23 protein-coding genes are annotated in these 24776 nt (G+C 69.3%); 15 read left to right on the top strand and 8 right to left on the bottom strand.

Translation table 11 applies throughout. The annotated features are described in order from the left end of the window. Positions 1 to 12 precede the first annotated feature (12 nt). The 6 genes from atpD (at position 13) to ACWGJP_RS13435 (ending at position 7320) form a co-directional block, all read left to right on the top strand. Entirely contained in the window at positions 13 to 1467 is a 1455-nt protein-coding gene (gene atpD, locus ACWGJP_RS13460; protein ID WP_452330285.1) for a F0F1 ATP synthase subunit beta, read from the top strand. Positions 1468 to 1469: 2 nt separating this feature from the next. Next, positions 1470 to 1730 (top strand): F0F1 ATP synthase subunit epsilon, encoded by a 261-nt coding sequence (locus tag ACWGJP_RS13455; protein ID WP_452330284.1) that lies wholly within the window; start codon positions 1470 to 1472, stop codon positions 1728 to 1730. Between the two features lie 83 nt (positions 1731 to 1813). Then, positions 1814 to 2560: a YaaA family protein gene (locus tag ACWGJP_RS13450; protein ID WP_452330283.1), complete on the top strand. Its 747-nt coding sequence runs from the start codon at positions 1814 to 1816 to the stop codon at positions 2558 to 2560. 102 nt (positions 2561 to 2662) lie between these two features. Next, a complete protein-coding gene (locus tag ACWGJP_RS13445) occupies positions 2663 to 3505 on the top strand; it encodes a large exoprotein (RefSeq protein WP_452330282.1) in 843 nt (280 codons plus the stop codon). Between the two features lie 220 nt (positions 3506 to 3725). Continuing rightward, the gene (locus ACWGJP_RS13440; protein WP_452330281.1) at positions 3726 to 4535 is read left to right on the top strand and encodes a PP2C family protein-serine/threonine phosphatase; all 810 of its coding nucleotides are present in this window, start codon (positions 3726 to 3728) and stop codon (positions 4533 to 4535) included. Positions 4536 to 4593: 58 nt separating this feature from the next. Continuing rightward, complete coding sequence (locus ACWGJP_RS13435; protein ID WP_452330280.1) at positions 4594 to 7320, top strand: FtsK/SpoIIIE domain-containing protein; 2727 nt, start codon at positions 4594 to 4596, stop codon at positions 7318 to 7320. Between the two features lie 4 nt (positions 7321 to 7324). On the opposite strand, the gene ACWGJP_RS13430 is transcribed toward ACWGJP_RS13435, so the two are convergent. Then, positions 7325 to 8320 (bottom strand): asparaginase, encoded by a 996-nt coding sequence (locus ACWGJP_RS13430; RefSeq protein ID WP_452330279.1) that lies wholly within the window; start codon positions 8318 to 8320, stop codon positions 7325 to 7327. Between the two features lie 57 nt (positions 8321 to 8377). Between ACWGJP_RS13430 and ACWGJP_RS13425 the strand changes: the two genes are divergently transcribed. Beyond that, positions 8378 to 8851 carry an OsmC family protein gene (locus tag ACWGJP_RS13425; RefSeq protein WP_452330278.1) on the top strand — a complete coding sequence of 158 codons (474 nt, stop codon included), beginning with the start codon at positions 8378 to 8380 and terminating at the stop codon, positions 8849 to 8851. Between the two features lie 6 nt (positions 8852 to 8857). On the opposite strand, the gene ACWGJP_RS13420 is transcribed toward ACWGJP_RS13425, so the two are convergent. Further along, on the bottom strand, positions 8858 to 9637 hold the full coding sequence (locus tag ACWGJP_RS13420; RefSeq protein WP_452330277.1) for a lysophospholipid acyltransferase family protein: 780 nt from the start codon (positions 9635 to 9637) through the stop codon (positions 8858 to 8860). Between the two features lie 138 nt (positions 9638 to 9775). On the opposite strand from ACWGJP_RS13420, the gene ACWGJP_RS13415 reads away from it, so the two are divergent. Beyond that, positions 9776 to 10735 carry an FKBP-type peptidyl-prolyl cis-trans isomerase gene (locus ACWGJP_RS13415; RefSeq protein ID WP_452330276.1) on the top strand — a complete coding sequence of 320 codons (960 nt, stop codon included), beginning with the start codon at positions 9776 to 9778 and terminating at the stop codon, positions 10733 to 10735. Positions 10736 to 10755: 20 nt separating this feature from the next. Next, positions 10756 to 11838, top strand: coding sequence for a 1-deoxy-D-xylulose-5-phosphate reductoisomerase (gene dxr, locus ACWGJP_RS13410; RefSeq protein WP_452330275.1), 1083 nt, complete (start codon positions 10756 to 10758; stop codon positions 11836 to 11838). A 54-nt stretch (positions 11839 to 11892) separates the two neighbouring features. On the opposite strand, the gene ACWGJP_RS13405 is transcribed toward dxr, so the two are convergent. The 3 genes from ACWGJP_RS13405 to ACWGJP_RS13395 form a co-directional block, all read right to left on the bottom strand. After that, positions 11893 to 13470 carry a Mur ligase family protein gene (locus tag ACWGJP_RS13405; RefSeq protein ID WP_452330274.1) on the bottom strand — a complete coding sequence of 526 codons (1578 nt, stop codon included), beginning with the start codon at positions 13468 to 13470 and terminating at the stop codon, positions 11893 to 11895. Positions 13471 to 13622: 152 nt separating this feature from the next. Continuing rightward, a complete protein-coding gene (locus tag ACWGJP_RS13400) occupies positions 13623 to 14315 on the bottom strand; it encodes a YcnI family copper-binding membrane protein (protein WP_452330273.1) in 693 nt (230 codons plus the stop codon). A 110-nt stretch (positions 14316 to 14425) separates the two neighbouring features. Next, complete coding sequence (locus ACWGJP_RS13395) at positions 14426 to 14998, bottom strand: hypothetical protein (protein ID WP_452330272.1); 573 nt, start codon at positions 14996 to 14998, stop codon at positions 14426 to 14428. Between the two features lie 51 nt (positions 14999 to 15049). On the opposite strand from ACWGJP_RS13395, the gene ACWGJP_RS13390 reads away from it, so the two are divergent. Next, on the top strand, positions 15050 to 16366 hold the full coding sequence (locus ACWGJP_RS13390; protein WP_452330271.1) for a M50 family metallopeptidase: 1317 nt from the start codon (positions 15050 to 15052) through the stop codon (positions 16364 to 16366). Between the two features lie 102 nt (positions 16367 to 16468). Here the strand turns inward: ACWGJP_RS13390 and ACWGJP_RS13385 are convergent, their stop codons facing one another. Beyond that, positions 16469 to 18388: a chorismate-binding protein gene (locus ACWGJP_RS13385; RefSeq protein ID WP_452330270.1), complete on the bottom strand. Its 1920-nt coding sequence runs from the start codon at positions 18386 to 18388 to the stop codon at positions 16469 to 16471. 212 nt (positions 18389 to 18600) lie between these two features. On the opposite strand from ACWGJP_RS13385, the gene ispG reads away from it, so the two are divergent. The 4 genes from ispG to ACWGJP_RS13365 all read left to right on the top strand — a co-directional run bounded on the left by ispG (position 18601) and on the right by ACWGJP_RS13365 (position 21651). Then, complete coding sequence (ispG, locus tag ACWGJP_RS13380; protein ID WP_452330269.1) at positions 18601 to 19731, top strand: flavodoxin-dependent (E)-4-hydroxy-3-methylbut-2-enyl-diphosphate synthase; 1131 nt, start codon at positions 18601 to 18603, stop codon at positions 19729 to 19731. Between the two features lie 69 nt (positions 19732 to 19800). After that, positions 19801 to 20133 (top strand): nuclear transport factor 2 family protein, encoded by a 333-nt coding sequence (locus ACWGJP_RS13375; RefSeq protein ID WP_452330268.1) that lies wholly within the window; start codon positions 19801 to 19803, stop codon positions 20131 to 20133. Next, the gene (locus ACWGJP_RS13370) at positions 20133 to 20996 is read left to right on the top strand and encodes a hypothetical protein (RefSeq protein WP_452330267.1); all 864 of its coding nucleotides are present in this window, start codon (positions 20133 to 20135) and stop codon (positions 20994 to 20996) included. Before ACWGJP_RS13375 ends, ACWGJP_RS13370 begins: the two co-directional genes overlap by 1 nt. A 40-nt stretch (positions 20997 to 21036) precedes the next feature. Beyond that, the gene (locus ACWGJP_RS13365; RefSeq protein WP_452330266.1) at positions 21037 to 21651 is read left to right on the top strand and encodes a nucleotidyltransferase domain-containing protein; all 615 of its coding nucleotides are present in this window, start codon (positions 21037 to 21039) and stop codon (positions 21649 to 21651) included. Between the two features lie 6 nt (positions 21652 to 21657). On the opposite strand, the gene ACWGJP_RS13360 is transcribed toward ACWGJP_RS13365, so the two are convergent. Both ACWGJP_RS13360 and ACWGJP_RS13355 read right to left on the bottom strand, forming a co-directional pair. After that, positions 21658 to 22506 (bottom strand): phosphotransferase, encoded by an 849-nt coding sequence (locus tag ACWGJP_RS13360; protein WP_452330265.1) that lies wholly within the window; start codon positions 22504 to 22506, stop codon positions 21658 to 21660. Further along, positions 22503 to 23918, bottom strand: a complete 1416-nt coding sequence (locus tag ACWGJP_RS13355; protein ID WP_452330264.1) for an RNB domain-containing ribonuclease — start codon at positions 23916 to 23918, stop codon at positions 22503 to 22505. The genes ACWGJP_RS13360 and ACWGJP_RS13355 overlap by 4 nt, the downstream gene beginning before the upstream one ends. Before the next feature lie 51 nt (positions 23919 to 23969). Here ACWGJP_RS13355 and ACWGJP_RS13350 point away from each other — a divergent pair, with 51 nt between their 5' ends. Further along, on the top strand, positions 23970 to 24740 hold the full coding sequence (locus ACWGJP_RS13350) for an isocitrate lyase/PEP mutase family protein (protein WP_452330263.1): 771 nt from the start codon (positions 23970 to 23972) through the stop codon (positions 24738 to 24740). Positions 24741 to 24776: the final 36 nt, after the last annotated feature.

Raw genomic sequence — 24776 nt, 5'->3', positions numbered from 1 at the left:
AGAGAGACGAAAATGACCACCACCGCCACGGCTGAGACGCCGGCGACCGCGGTCGTCGGGCGCGTCGCACGCGTCAACGGTCCGGTTGTCGACATCGAGTTCCCGCACGACTCGATCCCCGACATCTACAACGCGCTGAAGACCACGATCACGATCGGCGAGGAGTCGACCGAGATCACGCTCGAGGTCGCCCAGCACCTCGGTGACGACCTGGTCCGCGCCATCGCCCTGAAGCCGACGGACGGCATCGTCCGCGGCCAGGAGGTCCGCGACACGGGCGAGGCCATCTCGGTTCCCGTCGGTGACGTGACCAAGGGCAAGGTCTTCAACGTGATCGGCGAGGTCCTCAACGGCGAGCCCGGTGAGACCGTCGAGATCACGGAGCGCTGGCCGATCCACCGCAAGGCCCCGAACTTCGACCAGCTCGAGTCGAAGACCACCATGTTCGAGACCGGCATCAAGTCGATCGACCTGCTGACCCCTTACGTGCAGGGTGGAAAGATCGGTCTGTTCGGTGGTGCAGGTGTCGGCAAGACCGTCCTCATCCAGGAGATGATCCAGCGCGTCGCGCAGGACCACGGTGGTGTCTCGGTGTTCGCCGGTGTCGGTGAGCGCACGCGTGAGGGCAACGACCTCATCCACGAGATGGAGGAGGCCGGCGTCTTCGACAAGACCGCCCTGGTCTTCGGCCAGATGGACGAGCCGCCGGGGACGCGTCTGCGCGTCGCCCTGTCCGCGCTGACGATGGCGGAGTACTTCCGCGACGTCCAGAAGCAGGACGTGCTGCTGTTCATCGACAACATCTTCCGCTTCACGCAGGCGGGTTCCGAGGTGTCGACGCTGCTGGGCCGTATGCCCTCCGCCGTGGGATACCAGCCGAACCTCGCCGACGAGATGGGTCTGCTCCAGGAGCGCATCACCTCGACGCGCGGCCACTCGATCACCTCGCTGCAGGCGATCTACGTTCCCGCCGACGATTACACCGACCCGGCACCGGCCACCACCTTCGCGCACCTCGACGCGACGACGGAGCTTTCGCGTGAGATCGCGTCGAAGGGTCTGTACCCGGCCATCGACCCGCTGACCTCGACGTCGCGCATCATGGACCCCCGCTACTTGGGCGAGGACCACTACCGCGTCGCCACCACGGTCAAGCAGATCCTCCAGAAGAACAAGGAGCTGCAGGAGATCATCGCCATCCTCGGTGTCGATGAGCTCTCCGAAGAGGACAAGATCGTCGTGGCACGTGCCCGTCGCATCCAGCAGTTCCTCTCGCAGAACACCTACATGGCGAAGAAGTTCACGGGTGTCGAGGGCTCGACCGTTCCGCTCAAGGAGACGATCGAGTCGTTCGACGCGATCACCCGCGGTGACTTCGACCACGTCGCCGAGCAGGCCTTCTTCAACGTCGGCGGCATCTCCGACGTCGAAGAGCGCTGGGCGCAGATCCAGAAGGAGAACGCCTGATCATGGCGCTCAACGTCAGCCTCGTCTCCGCCGATGCGGAGGTCTGGTCCGGTGACGCCACCCTCGTCGTCGCCAAGACCGTCGAGGGTGAGATCGGCATCATGTCGGGTCACGAGCCGGTGCTCGCGATCCTCGCCCAGGGCGAGGTCCGCATCACCCGCGAAGACGGCTCGAAGGTGCTGGCCAACGCGCAGGACGGGTTCCTCTCCATGGAGGGCGACACCCTGACGATCGTGGCCGGCAACGCCGCCCTCATCGCCTGAACACTGTTCCGCATCGTCCGCCTCGGGCGTCCTGACCTCGTCAGGGCCCCGGGGCGGACGTGTTTCTGCCTGCCGGAGTACCCATGAAGCTGCTGCTGCCCCCATCCGAGACGAAGCGCGAAGGTGGCGAATCCGGCCGTTTCGCGCCCGCAGCGGTCGCGATGGCGAGCCTGGCTCCCGCTCGTCGGGCGGCCGTCTCGGCGCTCGTCGAGCTCGCCAAGGATCCGGATGCTTCCCGGCGCGCTCTCAAGCTCAGCGATCGCCAGCTCTCGGACATCGCGCACAATCGTCGCCTCCGCACCGCGCCCACCATGCCCGCAGCCGATCGTTACACAGGCGTCCTCTACGACGCCCTCGACGCCCGGAGCCTGGGCGAGGCTGCCAGGGCCCATCTGCATGAGAGCGTCTGGATCCACTCCGCGCCGTTCGGCCCGCTCGCGGCCCTCGACCCCATCCCGATGTATCGGCTCGCGGCCGGGACGTCTGTGCCGGGGCTGTCGCCGTTGCGACGGCACTGGGCAGAGGCGGTCACGGCGGCCATCGCGAAGGAGGCGCCTTCGTTCCTGCTCGATCTGCGCAGCGAGGCCTATGTCGCGCTCGGACCGGTTCCCGACACCGTGCCATCCGCTTATGTGCGCGTGGTGACGGAGGAGGGGAGGGCGCTGAACCACTTCAACAAGACGACCAAGGGGCTCTTCACCAGGGCATTCGCGGAAGACGGAGTGTCCACGGACTCGCCCGCGGAGTTGAGACACTGGGCTGCCGGTCGGGGCTTCGTCTTCCGTGACAGCGCGGACGACGGCGTCTGGGAGCTGCTCGCGGTGGCGTGAACATTGTGAGACATTCCGCGATACCCGTGCGGGCGGGGCGCCTGTCGCGCTAGGGTTATGGGCGCGGCGGAAGCCGTCCGACGTCCAGATCCGGAGGGGATCATGAGCAGTTACTATTACGACGCCAGTGCCGCAGCGGCCCTGCTGATCATCGGCCTGGTGGGCCTGGTGTTCGCTCTCGCGGGCTACATCATCCTGGCGATCTTCCTGTCGAAGATCTTCGACAAGGCCGGTGTGCAGGGCAAGTGGCGCGCCTGGGTTCCCGTGTACAACTACATGGTGCTCGCGAAGCTCGGAGACGTGTCGCCCTGGGTGGTGCTCATCGCCTTCGCGGTCGTTCTGATCCCGGTGCTCAACTACATCTCCTGGATCGTGACGCTGGCCGTCGTCGTCATGGTCCTGTGGCGTGTCGGTCTCAAGCTCCAGAAGGATGCCGTCTGGCTCCTCCTGCTGCTGATCCCGGGTGTGGGAAGCCTCGTCTGGCTCGGCATCAACGCCTTCGACAAGTCGCGTTGGAACACGCAGATCGCTCCTGCGCCGTGGGCGTCGAACGGATTCCTCTCCGACCGCACGGTCTGGGAAGGCGTCCCCTCACAGGCCACGAGCGTTCCGCCGGCGAACGCCTACGGCGCCGCTCCCGGCTACGGCCAGGCCCCCCAGGGCTACGCACCCCCGGCGCAGCCCGGCTACACCCCGCCCGCGCAGCCCGGCTACGCTCCGCCGGCTCAGCCTGGATACCCGCAGCCCGGGTACGGTCAGCCCGCGCAGCCCGGTCAGGTCCCGCCGGTCACGCCGCCTCCTGCGGCTCCTGCCGCTCCCGCTGTGCCGCCGGTGACCCCGCCTCCCGCGGCACCGCCCGCGCCGCCCGCTGCCCCCACGCAGCCGCCGGCAGCCCCGACGGATCCGACGCAGCCGCCGGCTCCGCCGACCAACCCGCCTGCCTGATCGACACGATCCTGGAAGAGCCCCTGAGAGATTCTCAGGGGCTCTTCTACGTCATCCACAGCGGATCATCGCGGTAGCGTGCCGACACGATAGCGTTGAGACATGACCTCGTTCCTTCCCCCGCGTCGCTTCGCCCCGCTGGGGGGAGCCTTCCGTTCCACTACGATGTTCGAGAGCCAGGCGGCCGCCCGATCCGCCGCTCGCAGCACGGAGGACGCACGTGGCTGAGACCGCATCGCAGACGATCGAGGTCGATGACCGCTATGTGCTCGTATGGGCGGGCGCAACGGATCAGGGACGGCGTCGCGACTCCAATCAGGACGCCTTCCTCGCCGAGTATCCGCTCTTCGTCGTCGCAGACGGAATGGGCGGTCACGCCGGCGGAGAGGTGGCGAGTCAGAGCACGATCGAGCGCCTCAAGGCGGTCGTCGACGCGGGGGAGGTCTCGGCCGAGGGGATCGAGCGGGCGCTCGCTCTCGCCGTGGAGGACATCGCATCCCACCCCGAGACCACGGACGAGGGCACCGGCACGACTCTCACCGGAGTCTTCCTCGATCTCGTTGCGGAACCGGCTCGATGGGTGTCGCTGAACATCGGCGATTCGCGGGTGTACCTGCTGCGGGGCGATCGTCTTGCCCAGGTGACGACGGATCACTCCGTCGTGCAGGAGCTCATCGCCTCCGGTCGCCTGAGCCCTGAGGAGGCCGAGGGGCATCCCTACAGCAATGTCATCACGCGCGCCGTGGGCGTCAGCGAGCTGTTCCCTCCGGACTACCTCAGCATCGACATCCAGGACGGCGATCGCTTCGTGATCTGCTCCGATGGCCTCACCAAGGAGCTCACCGATTACGGTATCCAGCATTTCCTCCGGGAGCACGCGGACCCAGCGAAGGCCGTCGACGCCATGCTCGCGGCGGCACTGGAGAACGGCGGGCGCGACAACGTGACGTTGATCGTGGTCCAGATCTCCGCCGTGTCCGCTCACGAGGGCGAGGACCAAGAGGACGACACGTCCTCCACAGTCCGTTGATCGGACAGCACAGTGTGAAGAGCGGTCTACCGGGCCACTGATCGCGTCGAATGGTCGTATGACCGCTGAACCGATCATCCTCCCGCCCGTTGCATCAGAGCCGCGTCGGCCTCCCGTCCCCTTCGTCGCCGCGCTCGTCCCCGTCGTCGCCGGTGTCGTGCTCTGGCAGGTGACCGGTTCCGTGCTCGCGCTGTGCTTCTCTCTGCTGGGCCCGCTGATGATCACCGGCTCGGTTCTGGACGGCGTGCGACAGCGGCGCAAGGAGCGTCGGCGGATCATGGCTGAGAGCGAGGCCGCCTGGGAACGCGTCGACGACGAGATCGAGCAACGTCTGGCTCTCGAGCGAGAGGCGCTCTGGCATCGTCATCCCGATGCGCTGCACTGCCTTCTGGAGGCGCCTCTGCGTGGGGTCGATCCTCCGGGGCCGAGCACCACGATCGTGCTCGGGCGCGGCAGTCTGCCGAGCGCTCTCCGGGCTTCGGGGGGTGAGGGGGATCGTGCCAGAGCGGCGCGCCAGCGCATTCGGACGATCGATGACTCCCCGATCGCCGTCGCGCTGGGGGCGGGCGTGTGCATCAGAGCGCTGCCGCCCATCGGGGAGGCGGTGGTGAGGGCGCTCCTCGCGCAGCTCTGCCTTCGTTTCTCGCCCTCACAGCTGACTCTGTGCGGTGAGCTCGGGGAGGCGAGCGGCTTCGCTCACGCGACAGTGGGAACGCGAGGCGCCTTCCGTCTCGCCGTATCGCATGACGCCGCGAGCTCTCCGCCGGCGGAGGCCACGATCTGGCTGCTGCCGCCCGGCAGCCCTGTTCCACTCACCGCGAGCGTCGTCCTCGACATCGTCGACCCGGTGACGGCGTCGTTGCGCAGCGCCGACGGCGTTCAGCCCCTGGCGGTCGAATGCGTCTCGCATGCCCAGCTCGGTGCGATCGCGCGACGAACCGCCGAATGGGTTCGTCAGGATGCGCGTCTTCCGGAGCGGCTCGGCCTCGCGGAGCTCTCCACAGCGGCGAGCGGCGGTCTCGCAGCGGTCATCGGCAGAGGCATGCTGGGCGAGATGACCGTGGACCTCGTCGCGGACGGGCCGCACGCGGTCGTGACCGGCATGACGGGAGCGGGAAAGAGCGAACTCCTCGTGACCTGGGTCAGCGCGATCGCCTCGGTCCACGGGCCGGATGCGGTCGCCTTCGTCCTCGCGGACTTCAAGGGGGGAACGGCGTTCGATCCGCTGCGCGCGCTTCCGCAGGTCAGCGCCGTCATCACGGATCTCGACGAGGGCGAGGCCGCGCGCGGTGTGCGCAGCCTCACCGCCGAGCTCAGGCGCCGTGAGCGCGTCCTGGCGCAGGCGGGAGCGAGAGACATCGATCACGCAGCCGTCGAGATGCCGAGACTCGTCATCGTCGTCGACGAGTTCGCCGCCCTGCTGCAGGACCATCCGGATCTCGCCGGGGTCTTCACCGACATCGCCGCACGCGGGCGCGCGCTCGGGATGCATCTCATCCTCGGCACCCAGCGCGCGGCAGGCGTCATCAGGGATGCCGTGGCGGCGAACTGCCCGCTCCGCATCAGTCTCCGGGTCTCGGATGCCGCGGACAGCCGACTCGTGATCGGCTCCGACGAGGCCGCCCTTCTGCCGGGAGGCCCGCAGGGCAGGGGCATCGCACTCGTGCGGCGCCCCCAGGACGACGAGGCGCTCCCGATCCGGGTGGCTCTCACCGCTGCCGAGGACGTCGACGCTCTTCGGAAGCGATGGCAGAGCGAGGCGCGCCGGGCCAGCCCATGGCTGCCTGCGCTGCCGACACTGCTCCGCGTCGAGGAGCTCGCCGGTGGCCAGGGAGAGGTCCTTCTCGGACTCGCCGACGAACCGGAGCGTCAGCGCCAACGGGTCATCGGTCTGCGTCCGGGGCGGGACCGGGGCATGGCGATCATCGGCGGGCCGGGGGCGGGCAAGAGCACCGCCGTGCGAACCCTGCGACGGCAGGACCCGACGGCGACCACCGTGCCGAGCGAGCCGGAGGACGCGTGGGACGTCGTGCACGCGCTGAGCCCGACGCAGCGGGGGCTCCTGCTCTGCGACGACGCGGATCGGATCCTCGCCGCGTTTCCGGGGGAGTACGCCCTGGCGTTCGCCGAGCGCCTCGAGCCGTTCCTGCGCTCCGCGGATGCGTGCACACCCGTGCTCACCATGGCCAGGATCTCCGGTGTCGCGGGCCGTCTTGTCGATGCGCTGCCGAACCGGATGCTGCTCAGGACCTCGAACAGGGGCGAGCACCTCGCCGCCGGAGGTGAATCCTCGGCGTTCGCAGCGGACCGTGCCCCCGGTCGGGCGCACCTGGCGGGAACCGAGGTTCAGGTCGCGTGGACGGACGAGCTACCCGAGCGCTCATCGGAGGACAGGAGCGCGTCGTCGTGGTGTCCCGGCCGCCGAGCGGTCGGGATCGTCAGCGCAGGGGGAGCGCGGATGCGTGCGGTGCTGGCCGAAGCCTTCCCGGATCGGGAGATCCGCCGCCCCGGCGAGCCGCACGAGGAGAGCGCGGTGCGCGGGTTCGTCCTCATCGGCGATGCAGAGGAGTGGCAGCGGGAGTGGGCTGTCCTGCAGCGAATCCGCCAGGAGGGGGAGATGCTCGTCGCCGCGGAGCATCCCTCTGCGCTGCGGGTGCTGCTCGGGCACCGGGATCTGCCTCCTTACGCGCGCACGCACGCGGGACGCGCGTGGCGGGTCATCGACGGCGGACCGCCCGAGCGAGTCGTCCTCCCCGGTGCCCCGGGTGCGGAGACGGTCCGGTGAAGGATCAGAGCGCGGCGGAAACCCGGATACGGCCGACTTCACGGCCGCCGCCGAGCACCTCCAGAGCGAGTGCGTCATCGAGCGTCTGCACCTGCTCCTGACTCAGTGCGCCTGCGCGCTGGAGCAGGGTCGCGGCCACGATCGTCGAAGCGCGCGGAGAGCCGTCGAGTATCTTCAGAGCGACCGTCGTGCCGTTCGGAGCGGACATGACCATGACACCCTCCGCGCCGCCCTTGGCGAAGACACCGAGCGTCTCGATCGCGATCGTGTCCGGGCGCGAGGGGCCCTCGATGGTCCAGGCGTTCTCACGGACGGTGCGCACGAGCGTTCCCGCCACGCGGTGCAGGGCGAAGGGCGACCGATCGGATGCGGTCGCGATGCGGTGGATCGCACGCGCCAGACCCGTGAGGGAGATGGCGTGCACCGGTGCGCCGCAACCGTCGATCGCCGTGTGGGCGACCTTCTCTCCGGTGAGCCGTTCGACGACCTCGCGGATGTGGATCTGCAGCGGATGGTCCTGATTGAGGTAACCGGCGATCGGCCACCCCGTGGCGACGCACGCACGCAGCATCGCCGCGTGCTTGCCGGAGCAGTTCATGCGGATGCGGGCCGGCGCGCCGTGTTCCCGCACCAGCTCGTCCCTCGCCGCGGAGTCGGACGGCCAGGCGGGGGGACACGCGAGATCGTCCTCGTTGAGCCCTCCCTCGACGAGGATGTCCCGCACCACCGCGACGTGCCGGTCGGTGCCGACGTGACTGGCGGTGGAGAGGGCGAGCTGCTCGCCCTCGAGCGCCGCGCCGGCCGTCACACAGGCGACCGCCTGCAGGGGCTTGAGGCTGGATCGAGGCAGCACGAGAGCGTCGGCGTTGCCATGCGAGGCCACCACCTCGCCTTCGGGAGACAGGACGACGGCGACTCCCGCGTGCCGTGATTCGATGAAACCGCTCCGCTCCACGACGGCGAGTTCGACGGCATCCGCGAGCGTGATTGTCTCCAGCATCCTTTCAGCCTAACGCGGGAGCGATCCCGTCCCCGGTGCCGGTGGCAGACTGGCGGGATGAGCATCGGAGAGCATCGATACGCATTGACCACGACCTGGACGGGTAACCGTGGAACCGGCACGAGCGGCTACCGGGAGTACGCCAGGGACGTCACGGTGTCCATCGAGGGCAAGCCCGAGCTCCTGGCCTCGGCGGACAAGCCGTTCCGGGGCGACCCGACGCGCTGGAACCCGGAGGACATGCTGCTCGCGGCGTTGTCCGAGTGCCATCTGCTCTCCTATCTGCACGCCTGCGTCACCGCCGGGGTCGTCGTCGTGGACTATCGCGACAGGGCGACCGGTCTCATGCGCGAGGACGGAGCGGGCGGCGGATCGTTCGCCGAGGTCGTGCTCCGGCCGGAGGTGACGGTCGCCGACCCCTCGATGATCGAGGCGGCGGAGCGCGCGCACGTCCAGGCGAACGCCTGGTGCTTCATCGCCAACTCGGTGAACTTCCCCGTCCGGCACGAGGCCACGGTCACCGCGGCATGACGAGGATCAGCGGCGCTCGTGGGGGAGCGCCTGCTTGATCTTCTCGATCGTGCCCTGGGCAGGCGCCTCGTTGTAGGCATCCGCGAGCTCCTGACCGGAGAGGGCATGGATGGCCGTCATGATCTCATCCGTCGCGAGCCGCCGTGCGCGTCCGCTGTTCGCCGGCCCGTGAGCCGAGAGGTCCAGCGGGGTGCCGAACTTCACGGTCACTCGCTCGCGCAGGGAGGGCATCTTGGCGCCCTTGGGCATGACGCGGTCTGTGCCGATCAGGCCGACCGGAACGACAGGGGCGCCCGTCTGCAGGGCGAGGAAGGCGACGCCGGTGCGGCCCTTGTAGAGGCGACCGTCGGTGGAGCGCGTTCCCTCGGGGTACAGCGCGACCGCGAGGCCGTCGTCGAGCAGCATCCGCTGCTGGTCCAGTGCGTCGAGTGCGGCCTGTCCTGCCCCTCGCCGCACCGGGATCGCACCGATCGATTCGAAGAACGTGCGCTGGAGGGCGCCGGAGATGCCGGTGCCCTCGAAGTAGCTCGACTTGGCGAGGAAGTGCACCGGTCGCGGTGCAGCGACCGGGATGGCGATCGAGTCGATGAACGAGAGGTGATTGCTCGCAAAGATCACGGCGCCCGTGCGCGGCACGTTCTCCCTGCCTTCGACCCGCGGACGGTAGATCATCCTGGCCAGGGGGCCGATGACCGCCCGCCCCAGAGCGTATGCGGCACCCGCCTGCTTGGGCTTGGGCGCCTCCTCGGCATCGGTTTCGACAGCATCGGAGGAGGCAGAGGTCATCGGATCAGGCTAGCGCGCGGACCATTCCGTTACCGGAATGCAACGCGGTGTGGCTCGGTGCGACCGTGTCTCCCAGCGAGGGCAAAGGCGGATGCGACAGGATGGGGAGGTTCCAGCTCCCGAGCCCGAGGTTTCACTGTGCGCACCCGCCCGTTCGTCCTGCTTTCCACCGTCGCGGCAGCGACCCTCGTCCTGGCCGGCTGCGGCTCGAGCGGCACGCCGGAGTCCACGAGCACCCCCGATGCGGGCACCGAGACCCAGTGCGCGCTGGACGCGCAGCCCGGCGAGACCTCCGACGCCATCACGCTCGAGGGGGAAGGTGCTGACGCGACCGTCACGATCCCCGCGGACGCCGCCTTCGCCGATGTGGAGCGCACCGTCGTCTCCGAGGGCTCGGGGGTCGACGTGCAGGTGAACGACCTCGTCTCGGTGCAGTACCGGATCATCGATGCGGCCACCAACGAGGTGCTCGATTCCTCGGAGCGCGGCACGGACGGCGTCCTGCCCGTGCTGCTCGAGACCTCGCAGTCGTCCCTCTTCGTCGCGGCCCTGGAGTGCATCCCGCTCGGCTCGCAGGTCGTGCTCGCCCTGCCCAGCACCGTGCTGGGCGAGGGCGCGAGCAACGTCGTCGTCGTCGCAGAGGCCATCGAAGAGCTGCCTCTCGTCGCCACTGGCGAGGACGTCGCTCCCGTCGACGGCATGCCGACCGTCGAACTCGCCGAGAACGGCGAGCCCACGATCACGATCCCCGACGGGGATGCTCCCGCGGAGACCGAGATCGCCGTGCTCAAGCAGGGCGATGGCACGACGGTCGGGGCCGGCGACCTCGTCGCGGTGCAGTACATGGGTGTGAAGTGGAGCGACGGCGAGTCGTTCGACTCCTCGTGGAGCAGGGGGGCGGCTACCCAGTTCCAGACCACCGGCGTGGTCACGGGCTTCCAGAAGGCGCTCGAGGGGCAGAAGGTCGGATCCCAGGTTCTCGTCGTGATGACGCCGGCAGACGGCTACGGTGCGGAGCCCTCGGAATCCAATGAGCTCGCCGGAGAGACGCTCGTCTTCGTGATCGACATCCTGGCGACGACGCCCGTCCAGCAGTGACACGCGCCTAGGCTGTGACCATGCGTCGCGTCATCGTCCTCGGCTCCACCGGCTCCATCGGCACGCAGGCCCTCGACGTCATCAGGGCCAATCCGCGTCGCTTCGAGCTGGTCGGCCTCGCCGCGGGATCGAATGCGGCGCTGGTCGAGGAGCAGGCCGCCGAGTTCAGGGTCGAGCACACCGCCCTCGGCGCCGATGAGGCAGAGCAGCTCGTCCGCGAGGTGGAGGCCGACGTCGTCCTGAACGCGATCACCGGCTCCATCGGGCTCGGGGCGACGCTCGCGGCTCTGGAGACGGGCAGGACGCTCGCGCTGGCGAACAAGGAGTCGCTCATCGTGGGCGGCGCACTCGTGAAGGCCCTCGCCGCCGATGGCCAGATCGTCCCCGTCGACTCGGAGCACTCGGCGATCGCCCAAGCGCTCCGCTCCGGCGGCCGGGATGAGGTGCGAAGGCTCGTCGTCACGGCATCCGGCGGCCCGTTCCGCGGACGCACGAGAGCGGAGCTGGCCGATGTGACGCCTGATCAGGCGCTCGCGCATCCCACCTGGAACATGGGCCGCGTGGTCACGACCAACTCGGCGACGCTGGTCAACAAGGGGCTCGAGGTGATCGAGGCGCATCTGCTCTTCGATGTCGACTACGACGACATCGACGTCGTCGTGCACCCGCAGTCGATCGTCCACTCGATGGTCGAGTTCGTCGACGGCTCGACGATCGCACAGGCATCCCCTCCCGACATGCGTCTGCCGATCTCGCTCGGGCTCGACTGGCCGCATCGCGTGGGAGGCGTCGGCCGGCCGCTGGACTGGACGACGGCGACCAACTGGACCTTCGAGCCTCTGGACGACGAGGCATTCCCCGCTGTCGCCCTGGCCAAGAGCGTCGGACGCGCCGGATCCACCTATCCCGCGGTGTACAACGCCGCCAACGAGCAGGCCGTGGACGCCTTCCATGACGGACGCCTCGCGTTCCTCGGCATCGTCGACACCATCGCCGCCGTCGTCGACGCGCACGAGCCGCCTGAGACGCTCACCGTCGCCTCGCTCGCCGAAGCGGAGCGGTGGGCGCGCGAGCGGGCCGATCGACTCATCGCCCGCGGGTGAATCGACGTCCGCCGCGTCCCTGAGGCGGGTTCGAACGCGTGCGGCCCGGCAGGCTCACGCAGGCCAGCCGGCCTCCGTCAGAGCCTGGCGGGCGAGCTCGCGCGCAGAGAACGGCGTCCGCACGCCATCGATCTCCCGGTAGTCCTGGTGGCCGGGACCCGCCCAGAGGATGGCGTCACCGTCTCCGAGCATCCCGACCGCCGCGCGGATCGCGTCCTCCGGTGCGGGGATCTCGAGGATCTCCGCTCCGCTCTGCGCGCTGCGTGCTCCCTCGAGCAGGGCGGCGCGGATCGGTGCCGGCGCCTCGTAGCGGGGGTGGTGGTCGGTGATGATGACGATGTCCGCCCCTTCTGCCGCGATCCGTCCCATCGCCGGGCGCTTGAGCGCGTCGCGATTGCCGGAGGCGCCGAACATCATCAGCACGCGCCCCGGAGTGATCTTGCGCACGGCGGCGAGCGTCTTCTCGAAGGAGTCCGGCGTGTGCGAGAAGTCGACGTACACGGCAGGGCCCGATGGGCCGGAGACGAGCTCGGTGCGTCCCGGGAGATTCGCATCGATGCGTCCGTCCCGCTCGAGTGCAGCCGCGATGTCGGCGACGTCGAAGCCGCCTTCGACGAGCATCGCGATCGCGAGCCCGGCGTTCGCCGCCATGTGAGGGCCGATCACGCCGATCGATGTCGTGATCTCCCGGCCGTCCGGCGCGCGGACCGTGAAGCGGGTGCCGCGCTGATCCTCGTCGAGGATCGCGACCGTCCAGTCGGCCCTCGACGCGGCATCCGGATCGGCGGCGAGCTGCGGAGCACCGACGGTGACGACGGGGATCTCCGCGCGATGCACGACGTCCCAGCCGGAGGCGGTGTCCACGCAGACGACGCCGCGCCGCGCGCGGTCGGGGCGGAAGAGGGCGAGCTTGGCCTCGAAGTACGTCTCCATGTCGCCGTAGTCGTCGAGATGGTCGTGCGTCAGACTCGTGAAGCCTGCGACGTCGAAGACGAGCCCGTCGACGCGGTGGCGTGACAGGGCCTGGGCGCTCACCTCGACGGCGACGGCCTGCACCTCGCGCTCGCGCATGAGGGCGAGCAGCGCGTGCAGCTCGGAGGACTCGGGGGTGGTGAGCCGCGACACGATGGTCTGACCGGCGATGTGCCGTTCGGCCGTGGAACTGAGCCCGGTCACGACGCCGAGCTGGCCGAGGATCCCCTCGAGGATGTGCGAGACGCTCGTCTTCCCGTTGGTTCCGGTCGTGCCGTAGAGCTGAGGGAGATACTCGTCGGTGCCGTACAACCACGCGCTGACCTCACCCAGAACCGCACGAGGGTCCTCGGTGACGAGGACCGGGAGTCCGCTCGCGCGAGCGATCGAGGCGCCCTCGGCATCCGTGAGGATGGCGACGGCTCCCCGCTCCGCGGCCGCCGAGGAGTACTCGGCACCATGCGCGCGCGCTCCGCGGATGCCGACGAAGACCTCCCCGGCGCGCAGGTCCGCGGTCGCCAGAGTGATGCCCAGGACATCGACGGCGCTCGCGTCGCCGACGAGGTCGAAGCCGAAGCGTTCGGCGAGCTCGCTGAGCGGTCGGCGGCGGGGATGCTCCGGTCGCAGAACGGGAGGAAGGGGTGCGGATGCGGTGCTCATGGCGCCTCCAGTTTCTCACGGGCCGCTCGCGCGTCAGCCGTCTGCCCGGCCGCGAGCGGCCGACTCAGGCACCGCGGGCCGCTCCGAGACGGCGCGGACCCCCCCTCGGGGCAGATCTGCGCCGTCTCACCAGGAAGGAGGCGGAGCCTTGATCAGGCTGTGCGACGCCGGTAGGCGAGGATCGCGACGATGAGGGCGGCGAGCCCTGCGACAAGACCGCCGGCGCCGAGGGCGATCCCCACGGGGGCCGAGGCGTCGGACGTGTCCATCCCGGCGTCGGAGGCCTGCGCACCGCCAGAGGCCGCGTGATCGCTGTGACCGGCATCCGCGATGTCCGCGTCGGCGGCCTGCAGGCTCACCACAGGTGCGGGCGAGTCCAGCTCGTGCGGGTCCTCTCCCTCGGCGGCGAGTTCGGTCCATTCGTTGACGCCCGTCTCGCAGAGCTGTTCGACGGGGAACGCGAACGATTCGGGTGCATCCTCCGCGGGCCGCACCTGCATGCTGACGGCTCCCCGGAGATCGCTCGGGATCGGGGTGTTCGCGGTGTAGGTCACCGCGGTCACGAGGCCGTCATCTCCGCGGTCGACGGCGATCTTCCAATCGCCATCGACGGTGGGCGAGACGGACGCGAGCCCCTCCGGCATCGTGATGCGCAGCGCGGTGGTCGGCGAGGTCTCGCAGCCATGGGTGAAGGAGAACGTCAGCACCGTGGCAGCGTCGGGCGCGAGCGCGTCGGGGGAGACTCCGACGTGTGCGGAGGCGAGGGAGGGGACGGCCAGCGCGAGGCCGGTGCCGATGAGGGCCGCGACGGCGCCGCGGCGGAGGGTACGGGTGGTACGGGACATGAGTGTCGCTTTCTGGTCTGCATGATGCGCCGTCAGAGGGCGCGATGATCATCGCCGCGCACAGCGCGGCAGGCGTCGCGTCGGCGGTGTACCGGGTACGCGACGAGCGATCATGCCAGGGGCGGACCACGACGCACGACGCTCGAACGCAACGGCGCGAGCGACGGCGGGAGCAGAGGAGCGGTGGGGATGCCGGGAACGTCATGTCGGGCAGCTGGCACACGCAGCGGTGCGAGGAGCCGCGCCTGGACCCAGGCGAAGACTCGACGAACCGCTCGTTCTCCGTGCCAGAGCAGGAGAGCGGTCAGCACGGCGGCGCAGATGTGCGCGAGCACCATCGGCGCATCCGCCGGCGCCACGGCGACCACGGGGCCGAGGACGACGGGGGCGTGGTCGTGCACGGCCGTGATGCCCCCGGGGGCGGTCGAGAGACCACCGCCGAGGGCATGGAAGAGGAGATGGAAAGCGAGCTGCGCGACGAGGACCGTCAGTGCGAGCCGTGCCGCGGAGAGGCGTCCGCCGACCAGTGCGGCGGCCGCGGGGACCAGCAGGACGGAGACGGAGAGGACGAGCAGCGGATGCGGTGGCATCCCGCCGCCCAGCGTGTGAGAGACGGCTGCGAGGATCGTCGCGATGCCGGATGCGGCGGCAGCGCGCACGAGTCTGAGCTGCCTGCGGGTCACCCGACCAGTCTATTCAGCCGATTCCTCGCTCGAAGCCAGTACGGTGATCTGGTGGAAATCCTGCTCTACGTGGCCGGCATCGTGTTCATGCTCGTCGGTCTCGGCATCTCGATCGGGCTGCACGAGATCGGTCACCTCGTCCCGGCGAAGCTGTTCGGCGTGCGCGTGGGGCAGTACATGATCGGCTTCGGGCCACGGCTGTGGTCCAAGCGGATCGGAGAGACGGAGTACGGCTTCAAGGCGCTGCCCGTCGGCGGCTTCATCTCCATGTCGGGGATGTACCCCGCATCCGCATCGGGAAAGCCTGCGCGCGGCGTCTTCCGCACGCTCGTGCAGGAGGCGCGCACCGCCAACGACGAGACGATCGCGGACGGCGCGGAGGAGCGGGTCTTCTACCGGCTCCCGGTGTACAAGCGGATCATCGTCATGCTCGGCGGGCCGTTCATGAACCTCGTCCTCGGCGTCCTGATCTTCACGGTGCTCGCCTCGGGGATCGGCCTGCAGCAGGGCACGACCACGATCGCCGCCGTGTCGGAGTGTGTGCTCCCGGCAGGGACCACACAGACGGAATGCGCGGCGGACGATCCTGCGACCCCGGCCGCCGAGGCGGGGATACTCCCCGGAGACGTGCTCGTGTCGATCGACGGTGCTCCGGTGTCGACGTTCGCAGAGGCGACCGAGATCGTGCAGGCGTCCGCAGGACAGCGGCTGGACGTGGTGGTCGATCGAGACGGCGAGCCCGTCACGCTCGCCGTCACCCCGATCTCGGCCGAGCGCGCGCTCACCGACGCCTCCGGCAGGCCCCTGCTCGACGACGCCGGCGAGCAGCGCGTCGCCGAGGTCGGCTATGTCGGCATGAGCTCGCAGATGGGGTTCGTCCCTCAGCCGATCACGACCGGCTTCGAGCAGACGATGGAAGCCGCGGGACGCGTCACCAGGATGATCGCGACACTGCCCGTGCGGCTCTGGGAGGTCGCCGTCTCGACCTTCACGGGAGGGGAGAGGGACCCGGACGGACCGCTCAGCGTCGTCGGCGTCGGGCGGATCGCCGGCGAGGTCGCTGCGACCGATGCGCCGGTGCTGAACCGCTTCGTCGTGCTGCTGAACCTGCTCGGCTCCCTGAACGTCGCCCTGTTCGTCTTCAACCTCATCCCGCTGCTCCCGCTGGACGGAGGGCACGTCGTCGTCGCGCTGTGGGACGGCATCCGCCGGGCGTGGGCGAAGCTCTTCCGGCGCCCTGCGCCGGCGCCGGTCGACGCCACGCGCCTCGTTCCGCTCACGGTGGTCGTCGCGACGCTGCTCATCGCGATGGGCGCCCTGCTGCTCGTCGCGGACCTGTTCAACCCGGTCGACGTCCTCGGGGGCTGACGTACGCTTCGACAGGCTCAGCGAGCGGGAGGCGCAGGCTCAGCGAGCGGGAGGCACGGCTAAGCGAGCGGGAGGCGCAGGCTCAGCGAGCGACCGCTCAGCTCAGGCCAGTGCGTGGGCGACGAGGCGCTCCAGGGTGCGGATGCCGTCCTTGGAGAGGATCGACTCCAGGTGTCCCTGGACGCTGGCGAAGCGCTCGCCGCGGAGGGAGTAGACGTCGCCGGTCGTGGCATCCGCCGACACCTCGGCCTCGAACGATCCCTGTGCGCTGCCGTCTGTCGCACCCCAGAACACCCCGACCGTCTCCGTGCCCGGGGCGACGCGCGCCGTGAACGTGTTGTAGAAACCGATGGACGCGTCCTCGCCGAACACGGGGACGGTCTTCTGCAAGCCCTGGTGGGGGCTGTCCAGGGGGACGAGATCGATCCCGAACGAGTCGGCGAGGATCTGGTGGCTCAGGCACACCGCGACGAGCGGTCGCCCCTGGATCCTGCGGCGTGAGACCACGTCGCGCATCCTGGTGATCCGCTGGCTCGTCTCATCGCGAGGGTCGCCCGGTCCTGGGCCGGCGACGACGAGGTCGGCGGCATCGACATCCGCATCCGTCGCAGCGCTCCACGGCAGGATGCGCACGTCGAGACCGAGGTGTCGCAGCTGGTGCGCGAGCATCGTGGTGAAGCGGTCCTCCGCGTCGACGACGAGCGCGGTGCGGCCGGCGAACGGACCGGCGGTCCCATCATCGGTCTGCGGATTCAGCCAGAAGTCGGCCAGGCGCGCATTGCGGGAGGCGAGCAGCTCTGCGACATCGTCGTCCGCGGCGAGGTCGACGGGCCGAGCAGGAGCATCCGCGTCCGCCGCGGGCCCGGCATCCCGAGCGATGGCGCCGATCGCGCCGAGCACACCGGCCGCCTTTCCGTGCGTCTCGCTGACCTCTCCTTGCGGATCGGAGTGGCGCACGAGGGTCGCGCCGACGGGCACGCGCAGCGCACCGTCTCCGACGTACACGGTGCGGATGAGGATCGGGGCGTCCAGATCGTGACCGCCGTGGGCGTTCGGGGTGAACAGCGCAGCGACGCCGGAGTAGTAGCCGCGCGGCTGCCGCTCATGCCTGCGGATGACCGCGCAGGCGTTCTGCATCGGGGAGCCCGTGACGGTCGGGGCGAACATCGTCTCGCGGAGGATGTCGCGCGGGTCGAGGCGGCTGGAACCGCGGAGCATGTACTCCGTGTGGGTGAGGCGGGACATCTGCTTCAGATGCGGCCCGGTGATGCGGCCGCCGTCCGAGCAGACCGCGCTCATCATCTTCAGCTCTTCGTCGACGACCATGAATAGCTCCTCCGTCTCCTTGGTGGAGGAGAGGAATTCGACGAGCGTCTCCTTCGTCGCGCCGCCCGCCGGATGCCGGAAGGTGCCGGAGATCGGGTTCATCGTCACGATGCCGTCTTGCGCGACCACGTGCGCCTCTGGGCTGGCGCCGACGGCGATGTGGCCAGGCGTGATGACGGCGAACGTCCAGTACGCGCCGCGCTCGTGCTCGAGGAGGGCTCGGAACCAGGTCAGTGCGGCGATGCGGTCATCGCCGTCGAATCGCGCCGTGTAGTCGCGTCGGATGACGAAGTTGGCGCCTTCTCCGCGCCCGATCTCCTCGGCGATCACGGTCTCGACCGTGGCGGCGTACTCCTCGTCCGAGATGTCGAAACCCGCCTCGTGCAGGGCGATGGGTGCGTCGGGCAGCGCCGTGACCAGCTCGGGCGTCGGGATGCTGTCATGCGCGTCGACGATGAGGCAGCGCAACGGCGTGCCGTCGTCCTGCGCCTCGAACCCGCGTTCGCGTACCTGCCGGTACGGCACGAGGGCGAAGACCTCCTGCGGTCGTCCGTCGGCGTCGAGGGGGATGTCGGCGAGGAGGTCGACGTCGGTGACGGAACCCGTGAGGAGCTCGACGCTCTCCGCACCGTCGCGTGCGATGAGCACGAACGACGCGTTCGGGTCGGCGGTGAGCTCGGCGAGCTGTGTGATCATCGACGTCTCCTGAGGATCGGGCATCCGGCTCGGCTCAATGAAAAGACCGCCCCGGAGGCGGTCTTGATTCGTGCGAACGCGAAGACACCGCCTAGGAGGCGGGCCACCAGCTGATGCGCACGAGCATGCGCCGAAACTATCACACTGCGCGCATCCAGCCTGGCCGGGTGTCGGCGGCGTAATCTTGTGGGGTGCCTGCAGTCAATCTTGGAATGCCTCGCGTCCCCGAAGTCCTGAGCCCTCGCCGAAAGTCCCGGCAGATCAGGGTCGGCAAGGTCCTCGTCGGAGGCGATGCGCCGGTGAGCGTCCAGTCGATGACGACCACCAAGACGACCGACATCAACGCGACGCTGCAGCAGATCGCAGAGCTGACGGCATCCGGATGCGAGATCGTGCGCGTCGCCGTTCCGCACCAGGACGACGCGGATGCGCTGAAGATCATCGCCATGAAGAGTCAGATCCCGGTCATCGCCGACATCCACTTCCAGCCGCGGTACATCTACACCGCCATCGATGCCGGGTGCGGCGCCGTGCGCGTGAACCCGGGCAACATCCGGGAGTTCGACGGCAACGTGGGCAAGATCGCCGAGGCGGCGAAGGCCGCCGGCGTCTCGCTGCGCATCGGTGTGAACGCCGGCTCGCTGGACAAGCGCCTGCTGCAGAAGTACGGGAAGGCGACGGCGGAGGCGCTCGTGGAGAGCGCCGTCTGGGAGGCCTCGCTGTTCGAGGAGCACGACTTCCACGACTTCAAGATCTCGGTGAAGCACAACGACCCGATCGTCATGGTCAAGGCGTATCGGATGCTCGCCGAACGAGGCGACTGGCCCCTGCACCTCGGCGTCACCGAGGCGGGGCCGGCCTTCCAGGGCACGATCAAGTCCGCCACAGCGTTCGGCATCCTCCTCTCCGAGGGCATCGGCGACACCATCCGTGTCTCGCTGTCCGCGCCGCCTGCCGAGGAGGTCAAGGTGGGGCACCAGATCCTGCAGTCTCTGAACCTGCGCGAGCGCACCCTGGAGATCGTCTCGTGCCCCTCCTGCGGGCGTGCCCAGGTCGATGTCTACTCGCTCGCCGAGAATGTCACCGAGGGGCTCAAGGACATGAGCGTTCCGCTCCGCGTGGCTGTGATGGGGTGCGTCGTCAACGGGCCGGGCGAGGCGCGCGAGGCCGATCTCGGCGTCGCGAGCGGCAACGGCAAGGGGCAGATTTTCGTCAAGGGCGAGGTCATCAAGACCGTCCCTGAGGCGGACATCGTCGCCACCCTGATCGAGGAGGCGAATCGGATCGCCGACGAGATGGGGCCGGATGCTCCGCTCGGCACGGCCCAGGTCATCACGGCCTGATCATCATCGACGGCGTGGGGCGCCGCACGGACCCGGGGAGTTCGACACTGATGAAAGCAGGAGCAAGAGATGGCTGAAGTGATTGTGCCAGCGCCGGTGCAGGCGATGGTGGATGCGATCAACACCGCGGACACCGAGGCGTTCGTCGCCGCGTTCACGCCCGACGGCTACGTGAGCGACTGGGGGACCGTCAATTCCGGTCCTGAGGGCGTCCGCAGCTGGGCGGGTAGCGATGCGATCGGCGCCGGCGCGAAGATGACGGTGCTCTCCGCCGAGACGGAGGGGGAGACGACCCGCATCCGGTTCGGGTGGTCGAGCAGCGTGTTCAACGGCGAGTCGGACGGGATCTTCGTGGTCTCGGCCGGCAAGCTGGCGAGCTTCACGATCCCGCCGGGCCACTGATGGCTGCGACGCGCGTGACGTTCGCCTCCGGTGCGATTCATGGTGACGCGGTCGTCACGCGCGTCGAGTCGTCTCCGGCCGGTGCGGTGGTCATCGTCGACGAGACGCCGTTCCACCCGGTCGATCACACCTGGCCGGATCAGCCGGGCGACACGGGGACGCTGCTTGTCGGTGACGCCAGGGTGGACCTCGCCGATACCGTGATGGCCGCGGCCTCGGATGAGGGCGCGTTCGCGCTGGACACGGATATCCCCGTCAAGCGGGGTGGCGAGGGATGGACCTGGTTCGTCGCGCACATCCTCGCAGGAGCGGCGCCGGCCGGGCTCATCGAAGGCGCGGAAGTCGTGCTGGAGGTGGATGCGCCGCGCCGCGCGGCGCTGAGCCGGGCTCACACCGCCTGTCATCTGGCCTCGCTCGCGCTCGATCTGTCGGTCGCGGATCTGTGGCGCAAGGATCCAGGCGCGGACGCGCTGGGAAACCCCGATTTCGAGGGGCGCGCGAATCAGACGAGCCGCATCGCGCCGGATGGGAGCGTGGACACCTATCGGCTGGGCAAGAGCCTGCGCAGGGCGGGCTTCGACACCGAGACGTTCGCGGCCACGCTCGCCGAGCGCGAGGCGTCGATCAACGACCGGCTCGCGGGGTGGGTCGCCTCAGCGGCGACCAGCCGTATCGTGACCGAGGGCGAGACGATCATCGATCGCCGCCGGTGGGAGTGCGACCTGCCGGAGGGGACGGCCTCGATCCTGTGCGGCGGAACCCACGTCGCCTCGCTCGCGGAGTTGGCTGCCGTCACGGTCGCCCTCGATCTCAGCGATCCGCAACTGCTCGTCATGACGACGACCGTCGTTCCTGCGGGCTGATCAGCGGGGCGGACGCCCACGGCACCCATAAAGTGTCGTCATGGATGATGCCGAACTGTCCCGCCTGTACGGACCGTGGGCGGCGCGGCGGCCGGAGCATCTCGCCGAGGTTCTCGCCGATTACCCGGGTCCGTGGTGGATCGCAGGGGGCTGGGCGATACAGGCTTTCACTGGTGTCGAGCGAGCGCATGCCGACATCGATCCGAGTGTTCCTCGCCGACACGCGGGAACGCTCCGTGCCCATCTCGCGGGTGTCTTCGATGTCTGGGCGGCGGATCGCGGAACCCTCACGCCTCTGATCGAGGCGACGACGTCGCCGTCGCCGACGTGCAGCAATCTGTGGCTCCGCCGCGACGGCCGTTCGCCGTGGGAGTTCGACGTCATCCTGATGGATACCGATGAGGACATGTGGACATACAAGCGGGACCCGCGGATCCGTCTGCCGTTCGCCGACATCCTGTGGGAGAGCGAGGGATTGCTCTGGCTGCGACCTGAGATCCAGCTCCTGCACAAGGCGCCCGGCATGCGCCCGAAGGACCAGAAGGACTTCGACGACACCGTGCCGATGCTGGAACCGCGCTATCGGGAATGGCTGTCCTCCGCGTTGCAGACCGCTCACCCAGGGCATCCGTGGATCGCACGTCTCGGCGACTGAACTCGCTCAGAAGGCCCCGCCGAGCACCTCGGCCAGCATCCGATGTCCCTGGGCCTCGAACGCCTCGTCGCCGACACGGAACGCCCAGCACGCCGTGCCGATCGCCTCCTTGAGCAGATGGAGGCGCCATTCCTGTGCCTGGCGCGGGTCTTCGCCGTAGCCGACGAAGAAGGCTTGCTCGAGGTCCGGCCGTCCACGCCACTGCTGCGCCGCGAGCCGGGTCAGATCGCTCGCCGCGGGGCGGAAGGCGAAACGGCCGAAGTCGATGATGCGCACGACGCCGTCATCGATGAGCCAGTTGCGCGGCTGCCAGTCCCCGTGCGTGGGAACCACGGTCACCGGTGAGGCGTCCGCGGCGAGGAGAACGTGCCTGGCCACGGCAGCGGTCGAAGCATCCACCCTGTGCGGTCCGTCGAGCCACGACAGCGCCCGCGCCGTGGTGCGGGACGTGTAGTCCGCATCCTCGCGGGTTTCGACGCCGTGCAGTCGTCGTAGCAGCGCTCCGGCCTGTCGATGGGTCTGCGGATGCCGCTCGGCATCCGTGCCCTCCACGAGCTCGCCCGGCAGATGATCGAGCAGCAGGATGCGCAACGCCGTCGACGAATCCCTGAGTCGTGCGGCATGTCCTGTCCGGGCGAGTTCTCGCGTGTGATCGGGGTGTGCGGACGCCTCTCGGGCGATGTGGTGGTTCGTCGCACCGCCGGCCTTGATGACGGCATCCCCTTCGTCCGATCTGACGTGCAGCACGATCGATTCGACGAGGTTCCAGGACATGTCGGAGACCAGGGCTGCATCGGGAAGACGCTCCTCTGCCCATGCACGCTGCGCGGCGTCGAGGCGCGACCACACGGTCACAGAGAGAACTCCAGCTCGCCCTTTGTGATGTCGGCGCGGAGCAGGCGCAGCGAGACCTCGTCACCGGGCTTCACGTCCTCTGGCAGCGATGCGGTCGCCGTGACAGCGGGATCGGCGATCTGGATCGTCGCCCTGCCTCCCTCGCGCCGCTCGATCACGGTGGCGGCGATGCGGGAGCCGAGGAGCGGCGTCATCAGCGCTGCCTCGACGCAGTTGATCGTCGCGGAGTTCAGCCGGGAAGCGCGCTGGGACGAGGCCTGCATGAGACCGGGAAGCTCCGACAGCGAGGTGCGTGCCCACCCTGGAATCTCCGTTCCCTGCGACACAGCGAGGCAGATCGCGAGCGACCATCGATCGACGAGGCGGCGCAGCGGTGCTGTGGCATGCGCGTACGGGGCGGCGATGGCTGCCTGATCGCGGTCCTCGGGAACCGCACCGTCGAAGACGACGTATCCCGCGCCGCGGAAGAGCATCGAGGCGGCTTCGAGCACCGGGAGGGTGAGCGGATCCGCTCTGTCGAGCCCGCGCAGGTACTCACCGTAACGGCCGGTGGTCCACGGCCGCCCGAGTGCTTCCGTCTGCCGTCGGAAAGCGGCGAAGGATCTGTCATCCGGTTGCGGCATCGTCCGCAGGATGCCGGTCTTCGCCTCGATCATGAGGTTCGCCGCGGCCATCCCCGTCATGAGGGACAGCTGTGCGTTCCACTCCTCGACGGGGAGCGGGCTGCGGCGCTCGATCGCATAGCCGTCCTCGGTGCGCACGACCTCCTCGTCAGGGAGATTGAGGCTCGCGCCGCCGCGGGCGCTCTCCTGGGCGATCCGCAGCTCGCCGATCTCCCTGAGCAGCCGCGCGGGCGTCTCCTCGCCCGCATCCAGTGCTCGTTGCGTCCCGGCGTAGTCCAGCTGCGCGCGGGAGCGGATCAGTGCACGTTCCAGCCGGAAGCCGTCGACGGAGCCGTCTGCGGCCAGGGAGAAGGTCCAAACGAGAGCGGGGCGATCGACACCGGGGAGCAGCGACGCCCGGTTCTCGCTCAGCTCGCGGGGATGAAGCGGGATGGAGCCGTCGGCGGCGTAGAGCGTCTGCCCGCGCTCGCGCGCGGCGGCATCCAGCGCTCCGCCGGCCGCGACGAAGGAAGGCACGTCGGCGATCGCGTAGCGCACCTGATAGCCGTTCCCCGAGCGAGAGAGCTCGAAGGCCTGGTCCAGATCCTTCGAGCCGACAGGATCCAGGGTGACGAACGCCGCGTCGCGAAGGTCGAGCTCGGGTGCCTCGGGTCGTACGGCGGATGCTTCGGCGATCGCCTCCGGGGAGAACTCGACAGGAGCATCCAGCTCTGCGCGCAAGGCGGCCAGGGCATCTGCCAGCTCGCTCTGCGCGGCGGACGGGGCGACATGAGACCGGCGCTGGGGCATGCTCCGAGACTAACGGCCCCGCGGGCGGCGAGCCGGGATAGCGTGGAGGACATGACCGTTGCAGAGAAGGCCCAGCGCCTCGTCGCGCTCCACCGTGCACCCGAGATCCTCAGGGTGGTGAACGTCTGGGACGTCGTGTCCGCCCAGGCCGTCGCCGCGCTTCCCGAGACCACAGCCCTCGCCACGGCAGGGCATTCGATCGCCGCGACGCTCGGCTACCCGGATGGCGAGATCCCGCGTGAGCTGATGCTCGACATGGTCTCGCGCATCACCGCGGCAGTCGACCTCCCGGTGTCGGCCGACCTCGACGACGGCTACGGCGACGCGGGGGAGACCACACGTCTCGCCATCGCCGCCGGTGCCGCGGGCGCGAACATCGAGGACAGGCTGAAGCCCCTCGCCGAGTCCGTCGCGGCCGTCGAGGCGATCGTCAAGGCCGGTGAGGCGGAAGGCGTCTCCTTCGCACTCAACGCGCGCACCGATGCCTTCGTGAGGGCCGGAGACCGCCCGCTCGAGGCGAGCATCGCCGACGCGATCGAGCGCGGACGGGCGTACCTCGACGCCGGCGCCACGACCGTCTTCGTGCCAGGCATCCTCGATGCGGCCGTCACCGCGCAGCTCGTGGAGGGGATCGGACAGAACCGGATCAGTGTCATCGGGCTCCCCGGTGCGCTCGCCGCGGCCGAGTACGAAGCGCTCGGCGTCGCCCGCATCTCTTACGGTCCCATGACCCAGCGCGTGGCTCTCACGGCTCTCCAGGACCTCGCCTCGAGCCTGTACGCCGATGGAGTCATCCCCGCGACGACCCGCGCGCTGAACTGAGCGCCGCAGACGAGTGACCACGCGCCATAGACTTGA

Source organism: Microbacterium sp. NPDC055903 (assembly GCF_053615555.1).
This window is presented reverse-complemented; position numbering and strand designations above follow the sequence as displayed.